Origin of the sequence: Acinetobacter sp. CIP 53.82 (genome assembly GCF_000369465.1) — a bacterium.
Classification (GTDB): Bacteria; Pseudomonadota; Gammaproteobacteria; order Pseudomonadales; family Moraxellaceae; genus Acinetobacter; species Acinetobacter indicus.
Genome location: NZ_KB850046.1, coordinates 1,050,190 through 1,066,836 on the forward strand (window position 1 = coordinate 1,050,190; position 16,647 = coordinate 1,066,836).

A 16,647-nucleotide genomic window follows, 5' to 3' on the forward strand; every position below is an offset into this window, starting at 1 on the left:
AGTTCTGATTTTTCAAACGAGAGTAAACCATGTCCCTAGATCGCATCCGTTTAGCTTCCCTACATGACAAGGTTATGAGTGCGGAGCAAGCTGCTCAATTCATCCAAGACGGTATGACTGTTGGTATGAGTGGCTTTACACGTGCCGGTGAAGCGAAAGCTGTTCCTTTGGCTTTAGTGAAACAAGCACAAGCGAATCCTCTAAAAATTACATTAATTACTGGTGCGAGCTTAGGGAACGATCTCGACAAACAACTGACTGAAGCCGGTGTACTAGCACGTCGTCTGCCTTTCCAAGTGGATAACACTTTACGTAAAGCCATCAACAAAGGCGAAGTCATGTTCATCGATCAGCACTTGTCTGAAACAGTTGAGCAAATGCGTAACCAGCAGCTGAAAAAGCCAGATGTAGCGGTAATTGAAGCCGTTGCAATTACTGAAGATGGCGGCATCGTGCCAACCACTTCTGTAGGTAACTCTGCAAGCTTTGCAATTTTTGCTGAAAAAGTCATTGTTGAAATCAACACCAACTTAAGCCCGGCGTTTGAAGGCTTACACGACATTTATATCCCGACCTATCGTCCTACCCGTCAACCAATTCCGTTGACCAAAGTTGACGAGCGTATCGGTACTCAAGCAATTAACATCGATCCTGCAAAAATCGTTGGTATCGTATTTAACAGCGAATTACATGACTCTCCATCAACTGTCACTGCACCAGATGACGAGACTCAATCAATTGCCAACCACTTGATCGCATTCTTTGAAAAAGAAGTAGCTGAAGACCGTTTACCGAAAAACCTCGGTCCTTTACAAGCAGGTATTGGTTCAATCGCTAACGCAGTATTGACCGGCTTGAAAGAATCAAACTTCGAAGACCTGATCATGTACTCAGAAGTACTGCAAGACTGTACTTTCGAACTGATTGATGCCGGTAAAATGAAGTTCGCTTCAGGTTCATCTATTACCCTGTCTGCGAAATACGGCGAGAAAGTATTTAACAACCTGGAACAGTACAAAGACAAATTAGTTCTGCGTCCACAGGAAATTTCAAACCACCCTGAACTGGTACGTCGTTTAGGTATTATCGGCATCAACACTGCGCTTGAATTCGATATCTACGGTAACGTGAACTCCACTCACGTATGCGGCACCAAAATGATGAACGGTATTGGTGGTTCAGGTGACTTCGCGCGTAACGCACACCTGGCCATCTTCGTGACCAAGTCTATTGCCAAAGGTGGCGACATTTCATCTGTTGTTCCATTTGCATCACACATTGACCATGCAGAACACGACGTTGACATTCTGGTGACTGAACAGGGTCTTGCCGATCTTCGTGGTCTGGCACCGCGTGAGCGCGCTCGTGCGATTATCGACAACTGTGCACACCCAATGTACCGTGATGCATTAAACGACTACTTCGACCGCGCATGTGCAAAAGGCGGCCACACTCCTCACCTGTTACGTGAAGCGTTGGCTTGGCACAGCAACTTCGAAGAAAATGGTCACATGCTGGCCCAAGAAGCAGCGGTAAAAACGGCTTAATCTCGGCCTGAATCAGATCTAAAAAAACGCTCCTCTGGAGCGTTTTTTTATGGCTGGACAGTTTCCCCTGTCACGTCATCTATTATCGGGTCGGGTTGCGTAACTGTGAGCTAATATCGGGGAACAAGCTATTGCCCAGATTCATCTCATAATCGACCACGCCCAACGAAACATTGGGTAAATCAAGCTGGATCTGTCCATCCGGGCCACGAAATGGCGCCAGCAGGGTTTCCAGGCCACGTAGCGGGTTATCCGACTGCAGACCGGCGGCAATCGCCAGAATATGCTGCTGCAACGCGGGAGAAAGGTGATCCATATTGACCGGTTCTTTGGCCGGCATGGTAATGAGAACAGGCGGGTCCGGGTCAATGACCCGGTTTTGAGTGTCCTGCTGAATTTGCATGATCCGGTGCTGTAATGCCTTACGCTTTGCACGATCTTCCTGATACGGAATAAAGCCCACTTCCTGACGTAGTTCAGGTTCTGCCATGACCTGAAGCGTTGCTAGACGCTCGGGTTGCGCCCAGACCGACGTTGAGCCGATTCCCAGCATAATCATTACAGTCGAGGAGAACATCTGAAAGCGCGTCATACACGGCCTCCTGAACAGTAATGAAACATGTCTCTCTATTAAGCGCCAGAATGCAATCTTATTCAGCAGGATTCGTGTTATTGAGCTGTTATTAGCGTAACACTGCTCCTGATTTGATAGCCAATCAATCCTGAAGATGAAAGATGAAAGATGAAAGATGAAAGATGAAAGATGAAAGATGAAAGATGAAAGATGAAAGATGAAAGATCATGCTGCCATTTTTAAATGCCATAAAAAAAAGCCCCTGCAATGCAGGGGCTTTTTGAATATGGTGGCGAGACCCAGGATCGAACTGGGGACACACGGATTTTCAATCCGTTGCTCTACCAACTGAGCTATCACGCCGATGCCGTGTATTAAGCCGCATCTGGGGAAATTAGTCAATATAAATCATGACATTTTTATTTAATCGAGTATTTTTTACCCAAAAAAAATCCCTGATGGGATCAGGGATTGAAAACGTTTAAACGTTTGAATATGGTGGCGAGACCCAGGATCGAACTGGGGACACACGGATTTTCAATCCGTTGCTCTACCAACTGAGCTATCACGCCGATGACGCGTATTAAACAATCTCCGCCCGGTGCCGTCAAGCAGCTTTTGCATAAATTCAAGTATTTGTTTACTTTTACAGCATTTTGTACGCTGTCTGCTTATTTTTTAAGTGAAACGCCCATGATTCCAGTCATTTGCAGGCCAGCAGATAAAAAAAGAGAGGCGATTAGCCATTGCTGTCCCACAATTTTTCACAAGAGGAAGCTCATTTGAGCTTCCTCTTGTTTTATGGGTATTTTATCGGGTGAAAATAAAGCTTTTAAAGTTCTGCTTTCAAACAAATTCACTTGAATTATTCTGAGTAAACGTTGAACTGTCCAACCTGTTTTTCCTAAATGTCGAGCGAAACTCACCAATAAATAGGCGATCATCGCAATCCAGATTTGTGTCTGAATTGCGTTCCTGCTGCGGCCTAGAAACGCTTTTAATTTGAGATTCTGCTTAATCGCCTTAAAGAACAGCTCAACTTTCCAACGATCTTTATAAATCGCCGCAATGGTGGAGGCGGCTAAATGAAAGTTATTGCTGAGAAAGCTAAAGTGCTTGCCACTTTGCTGATCTCTATATTCAATTCTTCTTAACACTGGGGCTTTTCTTTTTAGGGCATGTGCGCTATTCAGCTGAATGGTTTCATCTTTTAGAATACCTTTGGATTCAAGCACTGGATGTTGCTGGATCACCTGATACACAGATTTAGGCCTAAAACGTGTGACAAATCCAATGTTTTGAGCAGTCAGATTTGCATACCATTGGTAATCGACATAGCCTTTATCAAAAACTACAATGCTGCCAGCAGGAAACTGGAATTTGCGGCCTTGTACCATGTCATTTTCTTTGCCATTTTCAACTGCAACAAACTCAGGAATATCATTGCTGTGATTCAATCCTATACTGAGTTTCATGCTGGCTTTTGAGTCGTGAACTTTGGCCCATTCACATAAGGAAAGCGACAGGTCAATATGACTGGCATCCAAGGAATACAAGGGATTCTTAAAGCGAAATTTATGAGCTACTTTTGAGTGTTCATAGTATTTAAGCAACTTGTAAAATAGCTGTTGATACAAGGCAGCAGGCTGCTGCTCATTGATTCGTGCCAGCGTGCTTCGGGGAATAGACTTTGCTCCGAGATGACTCAGCTTTTCCTGTTGGCACTCCAAATTGGATTGAATATCTCTCAGACTTTGCCTACAAGAGAATTGAGACATCAATATGGCAATAAACTGATCCCACCGGGAAGCCGCTCTAAATTTCTGTCCAACATGGTGTACTTTAGCAAGTTGTTCAAAATCCTGTCGCACAACAGGTTTAATTAGCTCATGAAATACGGTATTCTGATGTGACAAAACCTGAATCCTGGTCGTTAAAGTGTTTGTTTGCACTCATATTTTAACTGTTAGGACTCAGGTTTTTTTATTTAAAGCAAACTATGGGACAGCAGTGGGCGATTAGCCTCTCTTGAATTTCATTTTAACTCGCTTAGAGCTTGTCCAGATGCGCCAGACAGCGGTGAATTGCGCCACAGCCCGGTTCAAACTGATTCACGCCTTTGGCTTCTTCCATGCGGCAGACTTCACTGACCAGACGCTCGGCCACACCGCGACCACGATTGGCCGGATGCACCACAATATATTCCAGGGTCCTGCTTTCGCCCTGCCCGGTACACCAAATTGCACCAATTAATTTTGTATTAAATTCTGCGGTATAAAGTAGGGTATACTGGTTCAGATGTTGCTCGAGTTGCTCTACCGCATCCTGGCCATCACCAAACTCTGGACTGGTGTCATACAGTCGCTCAAGCTGGCTGCGCACTTCATTATTTTCCAGTGAAGTATAAGCATGTACGGTAATAGGCATTGATTAACCCTCCTGAGCAATCTAATATGCTGGGACTTCGTCGCAGCGAAACATTTTTACATCCATCATTTTTAACGTTTTTTGAGGAACGTGTCCATGACAGAGCGTATCAGTGAAGTGGTAAGAAACACTAACGAAACCAAAATTCGAGTTCGTTTAAACCTCGACGGTACCGGTCAAGGCACACTCAACACTGGTATTCCATTTTTAGACCATATGATTGATCAAATCAAGCGACACGGTTTGTTTGATATTGATATTCATTGTGATGGCGATCTGGAAATTGATGACCACCATACCGTAGAAGACTGTGGTATTACCCTGGGTCAGGCCTTTGCACAGGCACTGGGCGATAAAAAAGGCTTAAAGCGTTATGGTCACTTCTATGCCCCACTCGATGAATCTTTAAGCCGTGCCGTGGTGGATTTATCTGGTCGTCCGGGCCTGTTTATGGATGTGCCATTTACTCGCGCCACCATTGGCCGTTTTGATGTCGATTTATTCTCTGAATTCTTCCAGGGCTTTGTGAACCACTCGCTAATGACCGTACACATCGACAACCTGAAAGGCAAAAACAGCCACCACCAGATTGAAAGCGTGTTTAAAGCCTTTGCGCGCGCACTGCGTATGGCCTGTGAAATTGATCCACGTGCTGCAAATACTGTGGCATCGACCAAAGGTACCCTGTAATGACCCGTATTGCCCTTCTTGATTATGGCATGGGGAATTTGCACTCTGCCGCCAAAGCTTTGGAACACGTCGGTGCTACGGTGGATGTCACCAATGACCCGAAACTGATTGCCCAGGCCGATAAAATCGTGTTTCCGGGTGTCGGCGCCATGCGCGACTGTATGCAAGGCATGCATGAAGCCGGGATCGATGAGGTCGTGCGTCAGGCGGTGTTTAATAAACCGGTACTGGCCATTTGTGTGGGTATGCAGGCGCTGATGCAACATTCCGAAGAAAATGGCGGTGCCGATGCACTGGGTATTTTTGAAGGGGTGGTAAAACGCTTCCCGGAGGTTGAAGGTCTAAAAGTGCCACACATGGGCTGGAACCAGGTGCATCAGGTTGACCCGAGCCATCCAATGTGGAACAACATTGAACAGGATGCACGTTTCTATTTCGTGCACAGCTTCTATGTCGAGCCGAAAGACAGCACAATTGTGGCAGCGACCTGTGACTATGGGCTGCAATTCTGTACCGCCCTGCACAAAGACAACCTGTTCGCGACCCAGTTCCACCCGGAAAAAAGCCATACTGCTGGTCTGCAACTGTTAAAGAACTTTGTCGACTGGAAGATTTAACACCCTTCCTCTGTTGCGCAAGATGTATAAAGCCGGGTTCGTCCCGGCTTTGTTTTCACCTATTTTTTATTTCTTTCTTTTTTAAGCAATTTTTAGTAATATTTGACTTCTTTTTATACAACTCAATAAAAATAAAACAGGTAATTCAAAAATGCATAGCACCACTCATACCCAACACATCACGACACAAGATTCGGCACTCAGCGCGGCGGGGCGTTTTGGACGTTTCTCCTATCTGGCCTGGAACTGCCTGATTGCACTGTTAATGATTCCGGTTTTTCTGGTTTTGACCCTGCTCTTTCCCGGGCTGATGAATATTGATCCTGCTGGCGGCATTTCGCTCACCCCGCTGGTGCTGGGCGCACTGATTTATCTGGGGGTGTTATATCTGATGTTTATTTTCACCATCCGCCGTCTGCATGACCGTAACCATACCGGCTGGCTATCGTTACTGATGCTGGTTCCAGTGGCCAACCTGTTGCTGATGCTGTATCTGTTTTTCGCCCCGGGTGATCAACGTGTTAACAGCTATGGTCCACCACGTGCTACGGCTGGCTGGGAAGCGGCGCTGGCCTGGATTTATATTATTCTGTTGGTACTGCTATTTGCTTTTGCCATTTTTGGTGCAGTACTGGCCTAAAAGGTCCCGCTTGCTTAAAATAAGGCCTGACAATTCAGGCCTTATTTTTATCGCCAGCCCAAGGAAAAGATGGCATGAGCTTATCTTCAACATCACCCCATATGCCCTCTTCCAGTCAGCTGGAAAAGCTGCCGCGCTTTCAAAGTCTGTCACCCTCTAAAATTCATCTGATTCAAACGCTGGCCGAATGTCAGCACTATGCGCATGAGCTGAGTATTGCGGCGGTACTCGGCTTTGATTCTGAATCCAAACCAATTTTTAAAAGCGGCGAAGTGTCGGATGGCCCGCACCTGATTCAGCTGGCGACGCTAGATCGGGCCTATCTGTTTCAGATGAATGAGGAAATCTGGAGCTTTCTTAAGCCAATCTTCGCCAATCGTGACCAAATTAAAGTCGGCTTTGGCCTGAAAAATGATGCCCATCTGTTTCGTAAAAAAGGCGTGGAACTGAACAGTGTGCTGGAACTGTCCAAATGCTTTCACAGCTTTGGCTTTAAAAACCCGGTCGGATTAAAACATGCCATGGCGCTGCTGTTTCAGGTCTATTTTCCCAAAAGCAAACGGCTCAGCACCTCGAATTGGGCCAATCCGGTATTAAGCACAGCACAAATGGAATATGCCGCCGCCGATGCTTATGCCCCGGTCCTGGTTTTTGAAGAATTGTTGCGTTTGGGCCTGTTGCCGAAACAGATTCCCAATACCTCGCTCAAACTCAGAATCCGGCCATCTAAAACCCCGCCCTAAACCGCTTTGAAGATCAAGCTACACAGGCCGCCCGATTTTCCTGATCTCCCTATTTACCGCCTGACACAGCACAGGCTGTTTTTGTTTTTGCATGCAAATATGGCATTTAGAAAATTTTCGTTTATTGCTAAGATGGGCGGCAAGAAATTTAACCGATGAAGCAAGGAGCGAAAGCATGCTGATCATCCCTGCAATTGACCTGAAAGATGGAAAATGTGTCCGTTTAAAACAAGGTCGTATGGAAGACGATACCGTATTTTCTGATGATCCGGTGGCCACTGCACAGCATTGGGTCAATGAAGGTGCGCGTCGCTTGCATCTGGTCGACTTAAATGGCGCTTTTGCAGGTACCCCAATCCATAAACCGGTGGTCGAGGCCATTGCCAAGGCACAGCCAGACCTGCCAATTCAGATTGGTGGCGGTATTCGCTCATTTGAAACCATTGAACACTACCTCGATGCAGGCGTATCTTTTGTGATTATTGGCACCAAAGCCGTTCAAGAGCCAGAATTTGTCGAACAAGCCTGCAAAAAATTCGCCGGGCATATCATTGTCGGCATTGATGCCATGAATGGCATGGTCGCGACCGATGGCTGGGCCAACGTGACTGAAGTGAAAGCCACCGATCTGGCCAAACGTTTTGCCGATGCCGGTGTCTCCAGCATTGTGTATACCGACATTGCCCGTGACGGCATGATGCAAGGCGTAAACGTCGAGCAGACTGTCAATCTGGCGCAATATTCAGGTTTACCAGTGATTGCTTCAGGCGGCGTGACCAATCTGGATGATGTCCGTAACTTAAAAGGCCAACCGGGCATTTTAGGTGCGATTACCGGTCGTGCCATTTATGAAGGCAGCCTGAATTTGCGTGAAGCGCAATTGCTGCTGGATGAGCAAGCCCTCTAAGTGCTGCTGTCAGAAAGAGGTCTTCGGGCCTCTTTTTTTATGCCCTCACCGGGTTGATGTCTTTTTTCGAATACTCGCTGATCTGCCATGTCTGATGCCCCTGTGAACCTTAAAACCACACTTAACAGCAAAGCGCCACAACTGGCCCTGATCATGATTACCATGCTCTGGGGCGGTACCTTTGTGGCAGTCAAGCTGGCGCTGAATTATGCCAGCCCGATGTTTTTTGTCGGCTGCCGTTTTGCCGCCGCTGCACTGGCAGTCGCACTGATTTCGCTGCCGCATTTACGCGCTGTGCAAGCCAAAGAACTCTGGGCCGGCGCATTGATTGGGGCCAGCCTGACCGTCGGTTATGGTACGCAAACCGTAGGGCTGCAGACCATCAGCAGTAGCGAATCGGCATTTTTAACCGCGTTATATGTGCCGCTGGTGCCGATCTTACTGTGGCTGCTGTTCCGGAAACGGCTGCATATCATGATCTGGCTGGGCGCTAGCTGTGCCTTTATCGGGCTGGTTTTACTGACCGGCAATGGTTTGGGGCAGCTACAGCTGAGTTTTGGTCAGCTGATTACCCTGCTCGGCGCCATTGCGATTGCACTGGAAATTATCCTGATCAGCCATTTTGCCGGACGGGTCAATCTGCAACGGGTCACGGTGATTCAACTGCTGTTCGCCTCCCTGTTTGCCTTTCTTGCCATGCCACTGGTCGGTGAGCAGCAACTGCCACAATTTTCCTGGATGCTGCTGCTCTTGGCTGGCGGTTTAGGTCTGGCCAGTGCACTGGTTCAGCTGGTGATGAACTGGGCGCAGCGCGCAGTCAGCCCGGCACAGGCGGCAATTATTTATGCCGGAGAACCGGTATGGGCTTCGCTATTTGGCCGTCTGGCCGGCGAGCGTTTACCGTTTATGGCTTTAGTCGGTGGTTTTCTGGTGGTGCTGGGCGTGATTATCAGTGAATGGAAACCAAAATTTCTGCGTCAGAAACAGCAGCACACGCCATCAGCGAGCGATCTTCCGGACTAAATTTTGGGAAGATCGGTCTGATGATTCAGATATTTAAGAATACATCGGCTCATTATCATTCAGGCGCATAATACCGCGAATAGCCCGATAGACAATCCACAGCCAAGACAGGCCAATCACCGCCAGACAGAAGGCCGAAGCACCAAAAATGACCTGGGCAAAGCGGTTCGGGTCTTCATCAATAAAGAAAATAAAAAAGAACGGCACAAAGGCCACAATATTCCAGAACAGATACCACCAGAAGCTGCGAATTTGCCAAGTAAAGTGGCTTTCAAAAATCGAACCGCGTACCGCGCCGCGTTTTACATAATTGATGATTAGCGCGACGATTGCTAGCAAGCCGGCACTAAAAATCGCCACGATATACAGAAGATACAGAATAAAAGTCAGACTACGATTCGGGTCACGGTCAATGGAAGTATTCATATTGTTGTCCTGCACTCCCCGCCCCGCTATGCTCAGAGCGTCAACAGATTAAAAGGAGAAATAAACCATAAAATCAAAAGAATATTTAAGCCAATTGTACAAAAATAAATTTTACGAAAAGGTTGTTTTTGTGTTTTATGTCGCATTTTTTCCTGTGCCAGCCAGGCCGCCGGCCAGCCCCCCAGAGCCGAAACCAGATGCAGGCTCTGTTCCGGAATCCGGCGGTGACCGAGTTGGGCCGCTTCCTTGTCTTGTGCATACAGCCAATAGCTGAGTGCATTCATCAGGCTGATCAATAACAGCAGCAGGCCGTGCAATAAACCGGTCAAGGTCAGTACCGCCAGCACGAGAATATAGGCCACACACAGGATTTGCATAGCCGGACGTTTGGCCGCAGGACGCTGCCGCGGCTTGCTCACCACATCAGCACGCGGCTTGACCTGCGAGGCTTTTAAATACACCACCTGCTGGGCCCGATAGCGGCCGCGTTCATCTAGAATGACCTGATAATCCAGTGCACAACCGACAATCGGGCGCGGCCCCGGACGGGCAAAATCCTTGATATGCAAAAATACGCGGTCTTTGTCCGGATCATTGGGCTGAATAAAGCCATAGCCCTTGTCATCAAACCATTCAATTAACCGGCCCTGATCGCGCATTTCCCTACCCTTTATGTTTAAGCTGTGACGAACTTTAAGCGTTCAATCAACATATTACGCATCTCGAGCGGATTTTTCTGCAAAATTGCGTCACCGCTGCGTCCTTGCAAAGCATTTTTTTGTGCCACCTGTAAACGCATCATCCAGAAACGGCCAGCAGCCATTGCCAGATACAGCTCCAGACAGGCTTTTTCATCTTCGGTTAAAGGACGAATGCGGTCATAGGCTTTTAAAAAGGCCATGGCTTTGTCTTCATTCAGGCTGACCTGCGGATACTCAGTACAGAAGTCATTTAAGGTAATGGCAATATCAAACAGCCATTCATCCTGATTCAGCTCGTAAAAATCCAGAATGCCCTGCAGCTGATCGCCTTCAAACAGGGTATTATCGCGGAATAAATCAGAATGGATAAACCCTTTTGGACGGTCCGGATAAATCGCGGTAAGCGCTTCATACAGTCCCAGCAATTTGCTGAGCAGGACTTTATCGGCCTCGCTCAAGCTGGGTTTAATTTCCTGGGATACCGCCAGCCAGTACGCATGATCGCGGACAAAAGCGCGTTTTAAAGGAAAATCTTTTAAGGCCACATGCATTTTGGCCTGTGCCACGGCAATGGCTTCCACCTGAGCGATGCTGGCCGGCATTGGATGCTCGCCGATTAAACGCGGCGCAATCTGGGCCGGTTTCTGTTTAATCGAGTGGATGGCCTTGCCAGCATAACTGAGCGGCACCGCCACAGCCAGACCTGCCTGACCCAAATGTTCCAGTACCGGCACCAGTTCACCGGCTGCCTGTTCATCCATGTCTTCAAACACGGTCAACACATAGTGTGTACCGTCCTGAGCCACCAAAAAGTAATTGGTATTTTGAATACCGCCTTGAATCGGAATCAGATCGACCACCTCAAGTCCATAAGGGGCTGCAAAATCCTGAACTTCCTTTAAAGTCAAAGGCGTATAAACCGACATAGAAAACCTGCGAAAAATCTTACATAAGTTTGATAGAATAGCGTGTCCATCTGCCAAGGTGTAGCGCTTGTGTGGGTGAGTTTCATAATCAGCTGAAATGACTGGAAAAAATTATGCTTGCTAAACGTATTATTCCTTGCCTAGACGTAGATAACGGCCGCGTGGTGAAAGGTGTGCAATTTCTGGATATTCGTGATGCAGGTGATCCGGTTGAAGTGGCGCGTCGTTATAACGAACAGGGCGCTGATGAAATCACCTTTTTAGATATTACCGCTACCCATCATGGCCGTGACACCACCTACCGTACCGTTGAGCGTATGGCAGAAACCGTGTTTGTTCCACTGACTGTGGGCGGCGGCGTGCGTAAGGTCGAAGATATCCGTTTATTACTGAATGCCGGTGCCGACAAGGTCAGCATTAACTCGGCTGCGGTGTTTAATCCGGAATTTGTGCAGGAAGCCTCACAACGTTTTGGCGCACAATGTATTGTGGTGGCGATTGATGCCAAAAAAACCGGCGACAACAAATGGGAAATTTTCACCCACGGTGGCCGCAAACCGACCGGGATTGATGCAATTGAATGGGCCGTGAAAATGGCTGATTACGGCGCGGGTGAACTGCTAATTACCTCTATGGATGCCGATGGTACCAAAGCCGGTTATGACCTGGCACTAATGCGAACCATTAATGACCACGTCAATATTCCAACCATTGCTTCTGGCGGTGTTGGCAATTTACAGCATCTGGCAGACGGAATTTTACAAGGCGGCGCCGATGCAGTTCTGGCGGCCTCAATTTTCCACTTTGGTCAGCACACCATTCCGGAAGCCAAGCAATACTTGGCGGCACAAGGTATTGAAATGCGCCTTTAAGCCCGCTGGCTCAAAAATTTCAGAACTGAAAAAGAGTGTAGTCATACACTCTTTTTTTATGCGGCAAAGCAAAACAAATAAAAAATGAAGATAAAAAAAAGGAGTCCTGAAGACTCCCTATAAACCAAGAATTGCTACAGCGCTTGGCATTAAAACGTACATATTTCAACAGAATCACCTTCGATGTAGGCAGAAGTTCTGCCGCTATCTTCAGCTTCTTTACTATAGAAAACTTCCCTGAACAGATATTGACCATCAACGCCAATTTTATTGACAATTCACGACAACAGCTTACAAAGCAGTTGTTTTCAATCAGTTTTATTTGATCTCTATCACATAATTGATCCAGTATTATTGTTCCGCGAATATACTGACTTTGGGCCAATCAACGATGAATTTGCTCAGCAGATAAACAACCCTCTCATTAACTGGCTTTAGGTAGTGGCTCAAGATCTGGGGATGGCTTTTCATTCCGGTCGACCCATTTGGCCGGGAAGAATTTTTCCGCGCCGCGGTTTAATAGCGTCGACAGCGGCCGTGGCAAGGCAATCCCGAGCGGATTCTGCTCCTGCAAATCCGGTGAAGATATAACCCGGGTGCCCAGAATATAGTCAAACCAGGGCTTGGTCACACACCAGTTGGCGTCCTGATTGCTGTTCATATGGTGGTCATAGTGCCAGGGAATTTTTGTTCTGGCCCACTCTGGCTCCAAATGGGCACGGCGGTGAATATAGTAATAATTCAGGGCACTATACATGCTGCCGGCCATCATGCCTTTGGAAATCGGGAAGAACACCAGCCCAAACACACCCGCGGCAGCAGCCAGCGAGATAATCTCGTTTTTATTGCGCCAGTGCGACCAGCCAATCACATAGCTTTCATCATTAAACTGATTTTTCCGCACCTCACGATGATGCTCCCAATGCGAACGCATACTGCGTGGCACCGGACTGTGACGCGGCTGCCCCGGCCGATGGGTACCATGTAATACATATTTATGTGCCACCCATTCAAAGGCATTGGCCACCAATAAACCTGCAATAAATCCTTTTAACATGCTCCAGTCCTCCTGTGCTTTTCCTTCACTATAAGCGTCGGCACAGGCTAGATATTGACGGAAAAATTGAATATGATTGACAAATCACGACAAGAATAAAATGACAAGCTATGCAACGGATAAAGGATTATACCGGCTCGATTTATGGCGGCTTGGCCCAGTTGCTGTACGACTTTTATCAAGCACAACAGCTGCCGGTTCCAGAAAAATTACAGCAGGTCCAACATCAGGAACGTTTTGATTATATTCTCTGGCGCGACTTGCTGACCGAACTGGAACAGCAGCTACAGCGTCCGGCGTTGGGACTGGAAATTGCCGCGCTGGTGCAGCCCAAACATCTGGGCATTATTGCCTATATTGCCCTGTCCTGTGACAATCTGGGCGAAGCGCTGCAACGCTATCATGACTTTCACCGGCTGGTCTACGACGGCAGTCCGTTACAGGTGGAAGTGCAAGGCAATTATCTCTCCATTCGCTGGGCTGACCTGCCGCCGACCATGACCACGCAACTGACCAATGAAATTGCCATTGCGCTGATGGTGGAATTCCTGAAACATTTTATGGAATTTCAGGATATTTGCCTGCATGAAGTACATTTCCAGAATCCGGCGCCACGGCATGTGGCGCTGTATGAGCAGTATTTTCATTGCAAGGTACGTTTTTCCCAGGAAAAAACCCAGGTGCTAATGCCGTTGCAGGAACTGTCGAAACCCTTTTATCAGGGAGATCAGACCTTACAGCATTTATTGCTTCAACAGGCCAAGGCACTGCTGGAAAAACTGCCAAACTCCACCCAGATTGATCACCGTTTACAGCAAGCGATTCTGACCGGTTTACAACGCAATATGTACCAGATTGAGCATATTGCCCAACAGCTGAATTTGTCAGTACGGCAGCTACAACGGCATTTACAGCAGCAAGGCACCACCTATCAGCAACGGATTCAGGAAGTGCGCTGCTTACTGGCCGAACAATATTTAAAAGATCCACATTTAAGCCTACAGGAAATTGCCCTGCTGCTCGGCTATTCGGAACAGAGTGCCTTTCAGCGTGCCTTTAAACAATGGACCCAGCACACGCCACAGCAATGGCGTCAGAACAACTTAATCAATCTTTCATCTTTTTAGTTTAATTTGAAGCGTATAAAAAAAGAGTATTTTACAAAAATAGTGTGATATATTTCACACTTTATAATTTTCATCACATAAATAAAATTCTGGAGACATGAAAATGAATAAATATTGTGCAGAATTTCTGGGGACCTTCTGGTTGGTATTCGGCGGCTGTGGTAGTGCCGTGCTGGCTGCAGCCTTCCCCTGAACTGGGCATTGGCTTTGTTGGCGTATCGATTGCCTTTGGTTTAACCGTTTTAACCGCGGCCTATGCCCTGGGGCATATTTCAGGCGGTCACTTTAACCCGGCGGTGAGTCTGGGCTTATGGGCCGGCGGCCGTTTTGAAGCCAAAGAACTGCTCCCGTATATCGTTGCCCAGGTATTGGGTGCTGTCGTCGCGGCCTGGATTTTATACCTGATTGTCCAGGGTCAGGCCGGTTTTAGCGGCACCGGTGGTTTTGCCAGCAATGGTTTTGGTGAATTATCCCCGGGGCAATATTCACTCGTTTCAGCACTGATCATTGAAATTGTCTTAACCGCCTTTTTCCTGATTATTATTTTAGGCGCTACCGATCAGCGTGCGCCGGCCGGTTTTGCGCCAATTGCAATTGGTCTGGCCTTAACCCTGATTCACTTAATCAGTATTCCGGTCACCAACACCTCAGTCAACCCGGCCCGTAGTACCGGTGTAGCGTTCTTTGCAGAAACTGCAGCCTTAAGCCAGCTCTGGTTATTCTGGGTTGCACCAATGATTGGTGCGGTAATTGGCGCGGTGATTTATAAAGTGGTTGGCAAGAAGGACTAATCTTGCTGCACGTCCTACAAGCTCACTTCGGTGGGCTTTTTTATATTTTAAATGAACAGTTTATTAGTTAGAGCGTAAAAACCCTGTCCTCTAAGACAGGAAGAATGTCAAAGAAAAGGATTTTCGATTTCCCGTACTTCGGTACGCTGGACTTTTTCAGGCAGATTTGGCTCTTTTTCCAGAGCCGCAACCACCTCATTCAGCAGTGCCTGCAAGGCTTTAGCCGCAGCCAGACCCGCCTGGTCCTTGGTGAGCTGTAAATTGCCATAGACATTCACGCAGTCCAGATCATTCTCGACAGTCAGATCATGAATGGCATGAGATTCTGTCCCATGTTGAAACGGTTTAAACATACCCACCTCGGCCGTAATGCTGGTTGTTGTGGCAGGATCAATTGCTCATCCTGCCGTTTATATGTGCTGATCAGCTTTTATTCATTAACTGTAAGATATAGTGCAACAAGGCCTCAATCAACTGCTTAATGATGGCATCCTGGGTTTCGGCATCCAAGGTTGTACCACTGGCAGTGGCCGTGCTACCGCCAGATTTAAACTGACGCTGTAAGGCCTGTAGCTGCTCCGGGGCAACATCTTCAGCACACTGACTTTCTGCATCCCAATGCGAATATTCCAGTGGTTTATTGGCTTTTACCGCGTTGGCGGTCAGCGGCAATTTATAGGTATTGCGTTTTTGCTCTTCGGTCAGCTGCGGAAACAGGTTAATGCCCAACTGTTCTTCTAAATAACAGACGCTGACCACCTTGACCTGCAGGGAATTGTCATTCGGTGCGTAGTAGGCGCCAATTGCGCCGGTTTTAGGTAAGTAAATGGCTTTATACACCGAGGTCGGAACAATCACCCCATTACCAATCGCTTTCAGTTTTTTGCCACTAAAAGTCGGCCCGGTGATGACATACACATCCTGTTTATGCTTGGTCACCAGCGCACGGGTGGCTTCTTCCAGTTCACGCCAGACCTGCTGATTATTCTTCGGCGCTTGTGGCACCATATTGGCCAGCGAGAAGCTGTCGTATTGTGCCGCTTTATTGGACATATCCGCATTTGGGGCCATATGTCCGCGGTCATAGCCTGAACCGCGATAATCCGCTAAGGTCGCGCGGTGCTGCTCTCTCACCCGCTCTTCTTCATGAAAACTGTCTTCACGTGGAATTTTCTGGCTTAAACGCGCCGGGGTCAGACTTTCTGCCACCCACAGCGGAGTTTTGGACACACCGGAATACATCACGTTAAAACCATTAAAGCACAGCGGATAACTGTCTTTGCGCAGGCTGTCTTTAATTAAATACGGCGGCACATCACGGTAAAATTGTTCCAGACAGGCACTATTCGAAGTGCTTGGTGTCAAGGACATCCACTGGCTGATTTTTTCCTGTCCAAAGGCAATCGCGAAACTGCCAGCGGCCACCACACCTAAAACAACTTTTAAACTTCCTTGATGAAAAAAGGGAAAGAGAGGCGGATTTGTACTGCGCTTTTTTCTGGCCATTACACTGCTAAAAACTATAAGAATCACATATTGGCCGAGCTTAACAAGGGGTCTGCAGCTTGTATATGTTCTG

The 16,647-nt window shown here is 47.5% G+C and carries 18 protein-coding genes, 2 tRNA genes and 1 pseudogene; 10 read left to right on the forward strand and 11 right to left on the reverse strand.

Annotated elements, in window-relative coordinates:
• Window positions 1–29: 29 nt before the first annotated feature.
• Window positions 30–1,547 carry an acetyl-CoA hydrolase/transferase family protein gene (locus tag F905_RS10585; RefSeq protein ID WP_005180567.1) on the forward strand — a complete coding sequence of 506 codons (1,518 nt, stop codon included), beginning with the start codon at window positions 30–32 and terminating at the stop codon, window positions 1,545–1,547.
• Window positions 1,548–1,629: 82 nt separating this feature from the next.
• Here F905_RS10585 and F905_RS10590 read toward each other — a convergent pair whose 3' ends face one another.
• The 5 genes from F905_RS10590 to F905_RS10610 form a co-directional block, all read right to left on the reverse strand.
• A complete protein-coding gene (locus F905_RS10590; RefSeq protein ID WP_005180572.1) occupies window positions 1,630–2,139 on the reverse strand; it encodes a hypothetical protein in 510 nt (169 codons plus the stop codon).
• 269 nt (window positions 2,140–2,408) lie between these two features.
• Window positions 2,409–2,484 (reverse strand) — tRNA-Phe (locus tag F905_RS10595).
• A gap of 133 nt (window positions 2,485–2,617) precedes the next feature.
• A tRNA-Phe gene (locus F905_RS10600) sits at window positions 2,618–2,693 on the reverse strand.
• Window positions 2,694–2,885: 192 nt separating this feature from the next.
• Complete coding sequence (locus tag F905_RS10605; RefSeq protein ID WP_005180575.1) at window positions 2,886–4,037, reverse strand: IS4-like element ISAbe18 family transposase; 1,152 nt, start codon at window positions 4,035–4,037, stop codon at window positions 2,886–2,888.
• A gap of 133 nt (window positions 4,038–4,170) precedes the next feature.
• On the reverse strand, window positions 4,171–4,548 hold the full coding sequence (locus tag F905_RS10610; protein WP_005180578.1) for a GNAT family N-acetyltransferase: 378 nt from the start codon (window positions 4,546–4,548) through the stop codon (window positions 4,171–4,173).
• Between the two features lie 96 nt (window positions 4,549–4,644).
• On the opposite strand from F905_RS10610, the gene hisB reads away from it, so the two are divergent.
• From hisB to F905_RS10640, 6 genes are all read left to right on the forward strand, one after another.
• Window positions 4,645–5,238 carry an imidazoleglycerol-phosphate dehydratase HisB gene (hisB, locus tag F905_RS10615; RefSeq protein ID WP_005180581.1) on the forward strand — a complete coding sequence of 198 codons (594 nt, stop codon included), beginning with the start codon at window positions 4,645–4,647 and terminating at the stop codon, window positions 5,236–5,238.
• Complete coding sequence (hisH, locus tag F905_RS10620; protein ID WP_005180583.1) at window positions 5,238–5,855, forward strand: imidazole glycerol phosphate synthase subunit HisH; 618 nt, start codon at window positions 5,238–5,240, stop codon at window positions 5,853–5,855. The genes hisB and hisH overlap by 1 nt, the downstream gene beginning before the upstream one ends.
• A gap of 151 nt (window positions 5,856–6,006) precedes the next feature.
• Complete coding sequence (locus F905_RS10625; RefSeq protein ID WP_005180586.1) at window positions 6,007–6,495, forward strand: DUF805 domain-containing protein; 489 nt, start codon at window positions 6,007–6,009, stop codon at window positions 6,493–6,495.
• A 74-nt stretch (window positions 6,496–6,569) separates the two neighbouring features.
• A complete protein-coding gene (locus F905_RS10630; protein WP_005180588.1) occupies window positions 6,570–7,238 on the forward strand; it encodes a 3'-5' exonuclease in 669 nt (222 codons plus the stop codon).
• Between the two features lie 175 nt (window positions 7,239–7,413).
• The gene (hisA, locus tag F905_RS10635; protein ID WP_005180591.1) at window positions 7,414–8,145 is read left to right on the forward strand and encodes a 1-(5-phosphoribosyl)-5-[(5-phosphoribosylamino)methylideneamino]imidazole-4-carboxamide isomerase; all 732 of its coding nucleotides are present in this window, start codon (window positions 7,414–7,416) and stop codon (window positions 8,143–8,145) included.
• A gap of 87 nt (window positions 8,146–8,232) precedes the next feature.
• The gene (locus F905_RS10640) at window positions 8,233–9,168 is read left to right on the forward strand and encodes a DMT family transporter (protein WP_005180595.1); all 936 of its coding nucleotides are present in this window, start codon (window positions 8,233–8,235) and stop codon (window positions 9,166–9,168) included.
• 33 nt (window positions 9,169–9,201) lie between these two features.
• On the opposite strand, the gene F905_RS10645 is transcribed toward F905_RS10640, so the two are convergent.
• From F905_RS10645 to F905_RS10655, 3 genes are read right to left on the reverse strand one after another with little or no spacing between them, the layout of a single operon-like run.
• Complete coding sequence (locus F905_RS10645) at window positions 9,202–9,594, reverse strand: DUF4870 family protein (RefSeq protein ID WP_005180599.1); 393 nt, start codon at window positions 9,592–9,594, stop codon at window positions 9,202–9,204.
• Window positions 9,595–9,626: 32 nt separating this feature from the next.
• Entirely contained in the window at window positions 9,627–10,253 is a 627-nt protein-coding gene (locus F905_RS10650) for a DUF1294 domain-containing protein (RefSeq protein WP_005180601.1), read from the reverse strand.
• A gap of 17 nt (window positions 10,254–10,270) precedes the next feature.
• Window positions 10,271–11,221, reverse strand: a complete 951-nt coding sequence (locus F905_RS10655; protein WP_005180603.1) for a homoserine kinase — start codon at window positions 11,219–11,221, stop codon at window positions 10,271–10,273.
• 110 nt (window positions 11,222–11,331) lie between these two features.
• Here F905_RS10655 and hisF point away from each other — a divergent pair, with 110 nt between their 5' ends.
• Window positions 11,332–12,093, forward strand: coding sequence for an imidazole glycerol phosphate synthase subunit HisF (gene hisF / locus F905_RS10660; RefSeq protein WP_303113667.1), 762 nt, complete (start codon window positions 11,332–11,334; stop codon window positions 12,091–12,093).
• 424 nt (window positions 12,094–12,517) lie between these two features.
• On the opposite strand, the gene F905_RS10665 is transcribed toward hisF, so the two are convergent.
• A complete protein-coding gene (locus F905_RS10665) occupies window positions 12,518–13,150 on the reverse strand; it encodes a sterol desaturase family protein (protein WP_005180607.1) in 633 nt (210 codons plus the stop codon).
• A 110-nt stretch (window positions 13,151–13,260) separates the two neighbouring features.
• Here F905_RS10665 and F905_RS10670 point away from each other — a divergent pair, with 110 nt between their 5' ends.
• Both F905_RS10670 and aqpZ read left to right on the forward strand, forming a co-directional pair.
• Entirely contained in the window at window positions 13,261–14,277 is a 1,017-nt protein-coding gene (locus F905_RS10670; protein WP_005180609.1) for an AraC family transcriptional regulator, read from the forward strand.
• Between the two features lie 103 nt (window positions 14,278–14,380).
• Window positions 14,381–15,068: pseudogene (aqpZ, locus tag F905_RS10675) on the forward strand (aquaporin Z).
• 107 nt (window positions 15,069–15,175) lie between these two features.
• Here the strand turns inward: aqpZ and F905_RS10680 are convergent.
• The gene (locus tag F905_RS10680; protein ID WP_005180612.1) at window positions 15,176–15,421 is read right to left on the reverse strand and encodes a hypothetical protein; all 246 of its coding nucleotides are present in this window, start codon (window positions 15,419–15,421) and stop codon (window positions 15,176–15,178) included.
• 70 nt (window positions 15,422–15,491) lie between these two features.
• Complete coding sequence (locus F905_RS10685; protein ID WP_005180613.1) at window positions 15,492–16,574, reverse strand: DNA/RNA non-specific endonuclease; 1,083 nt, start codon at window positions 16,572–16,574, stop codon at window positions 15,492–15,494.
• Window positions 16,575–16,647: the final 73 nt, after the last annotated feature.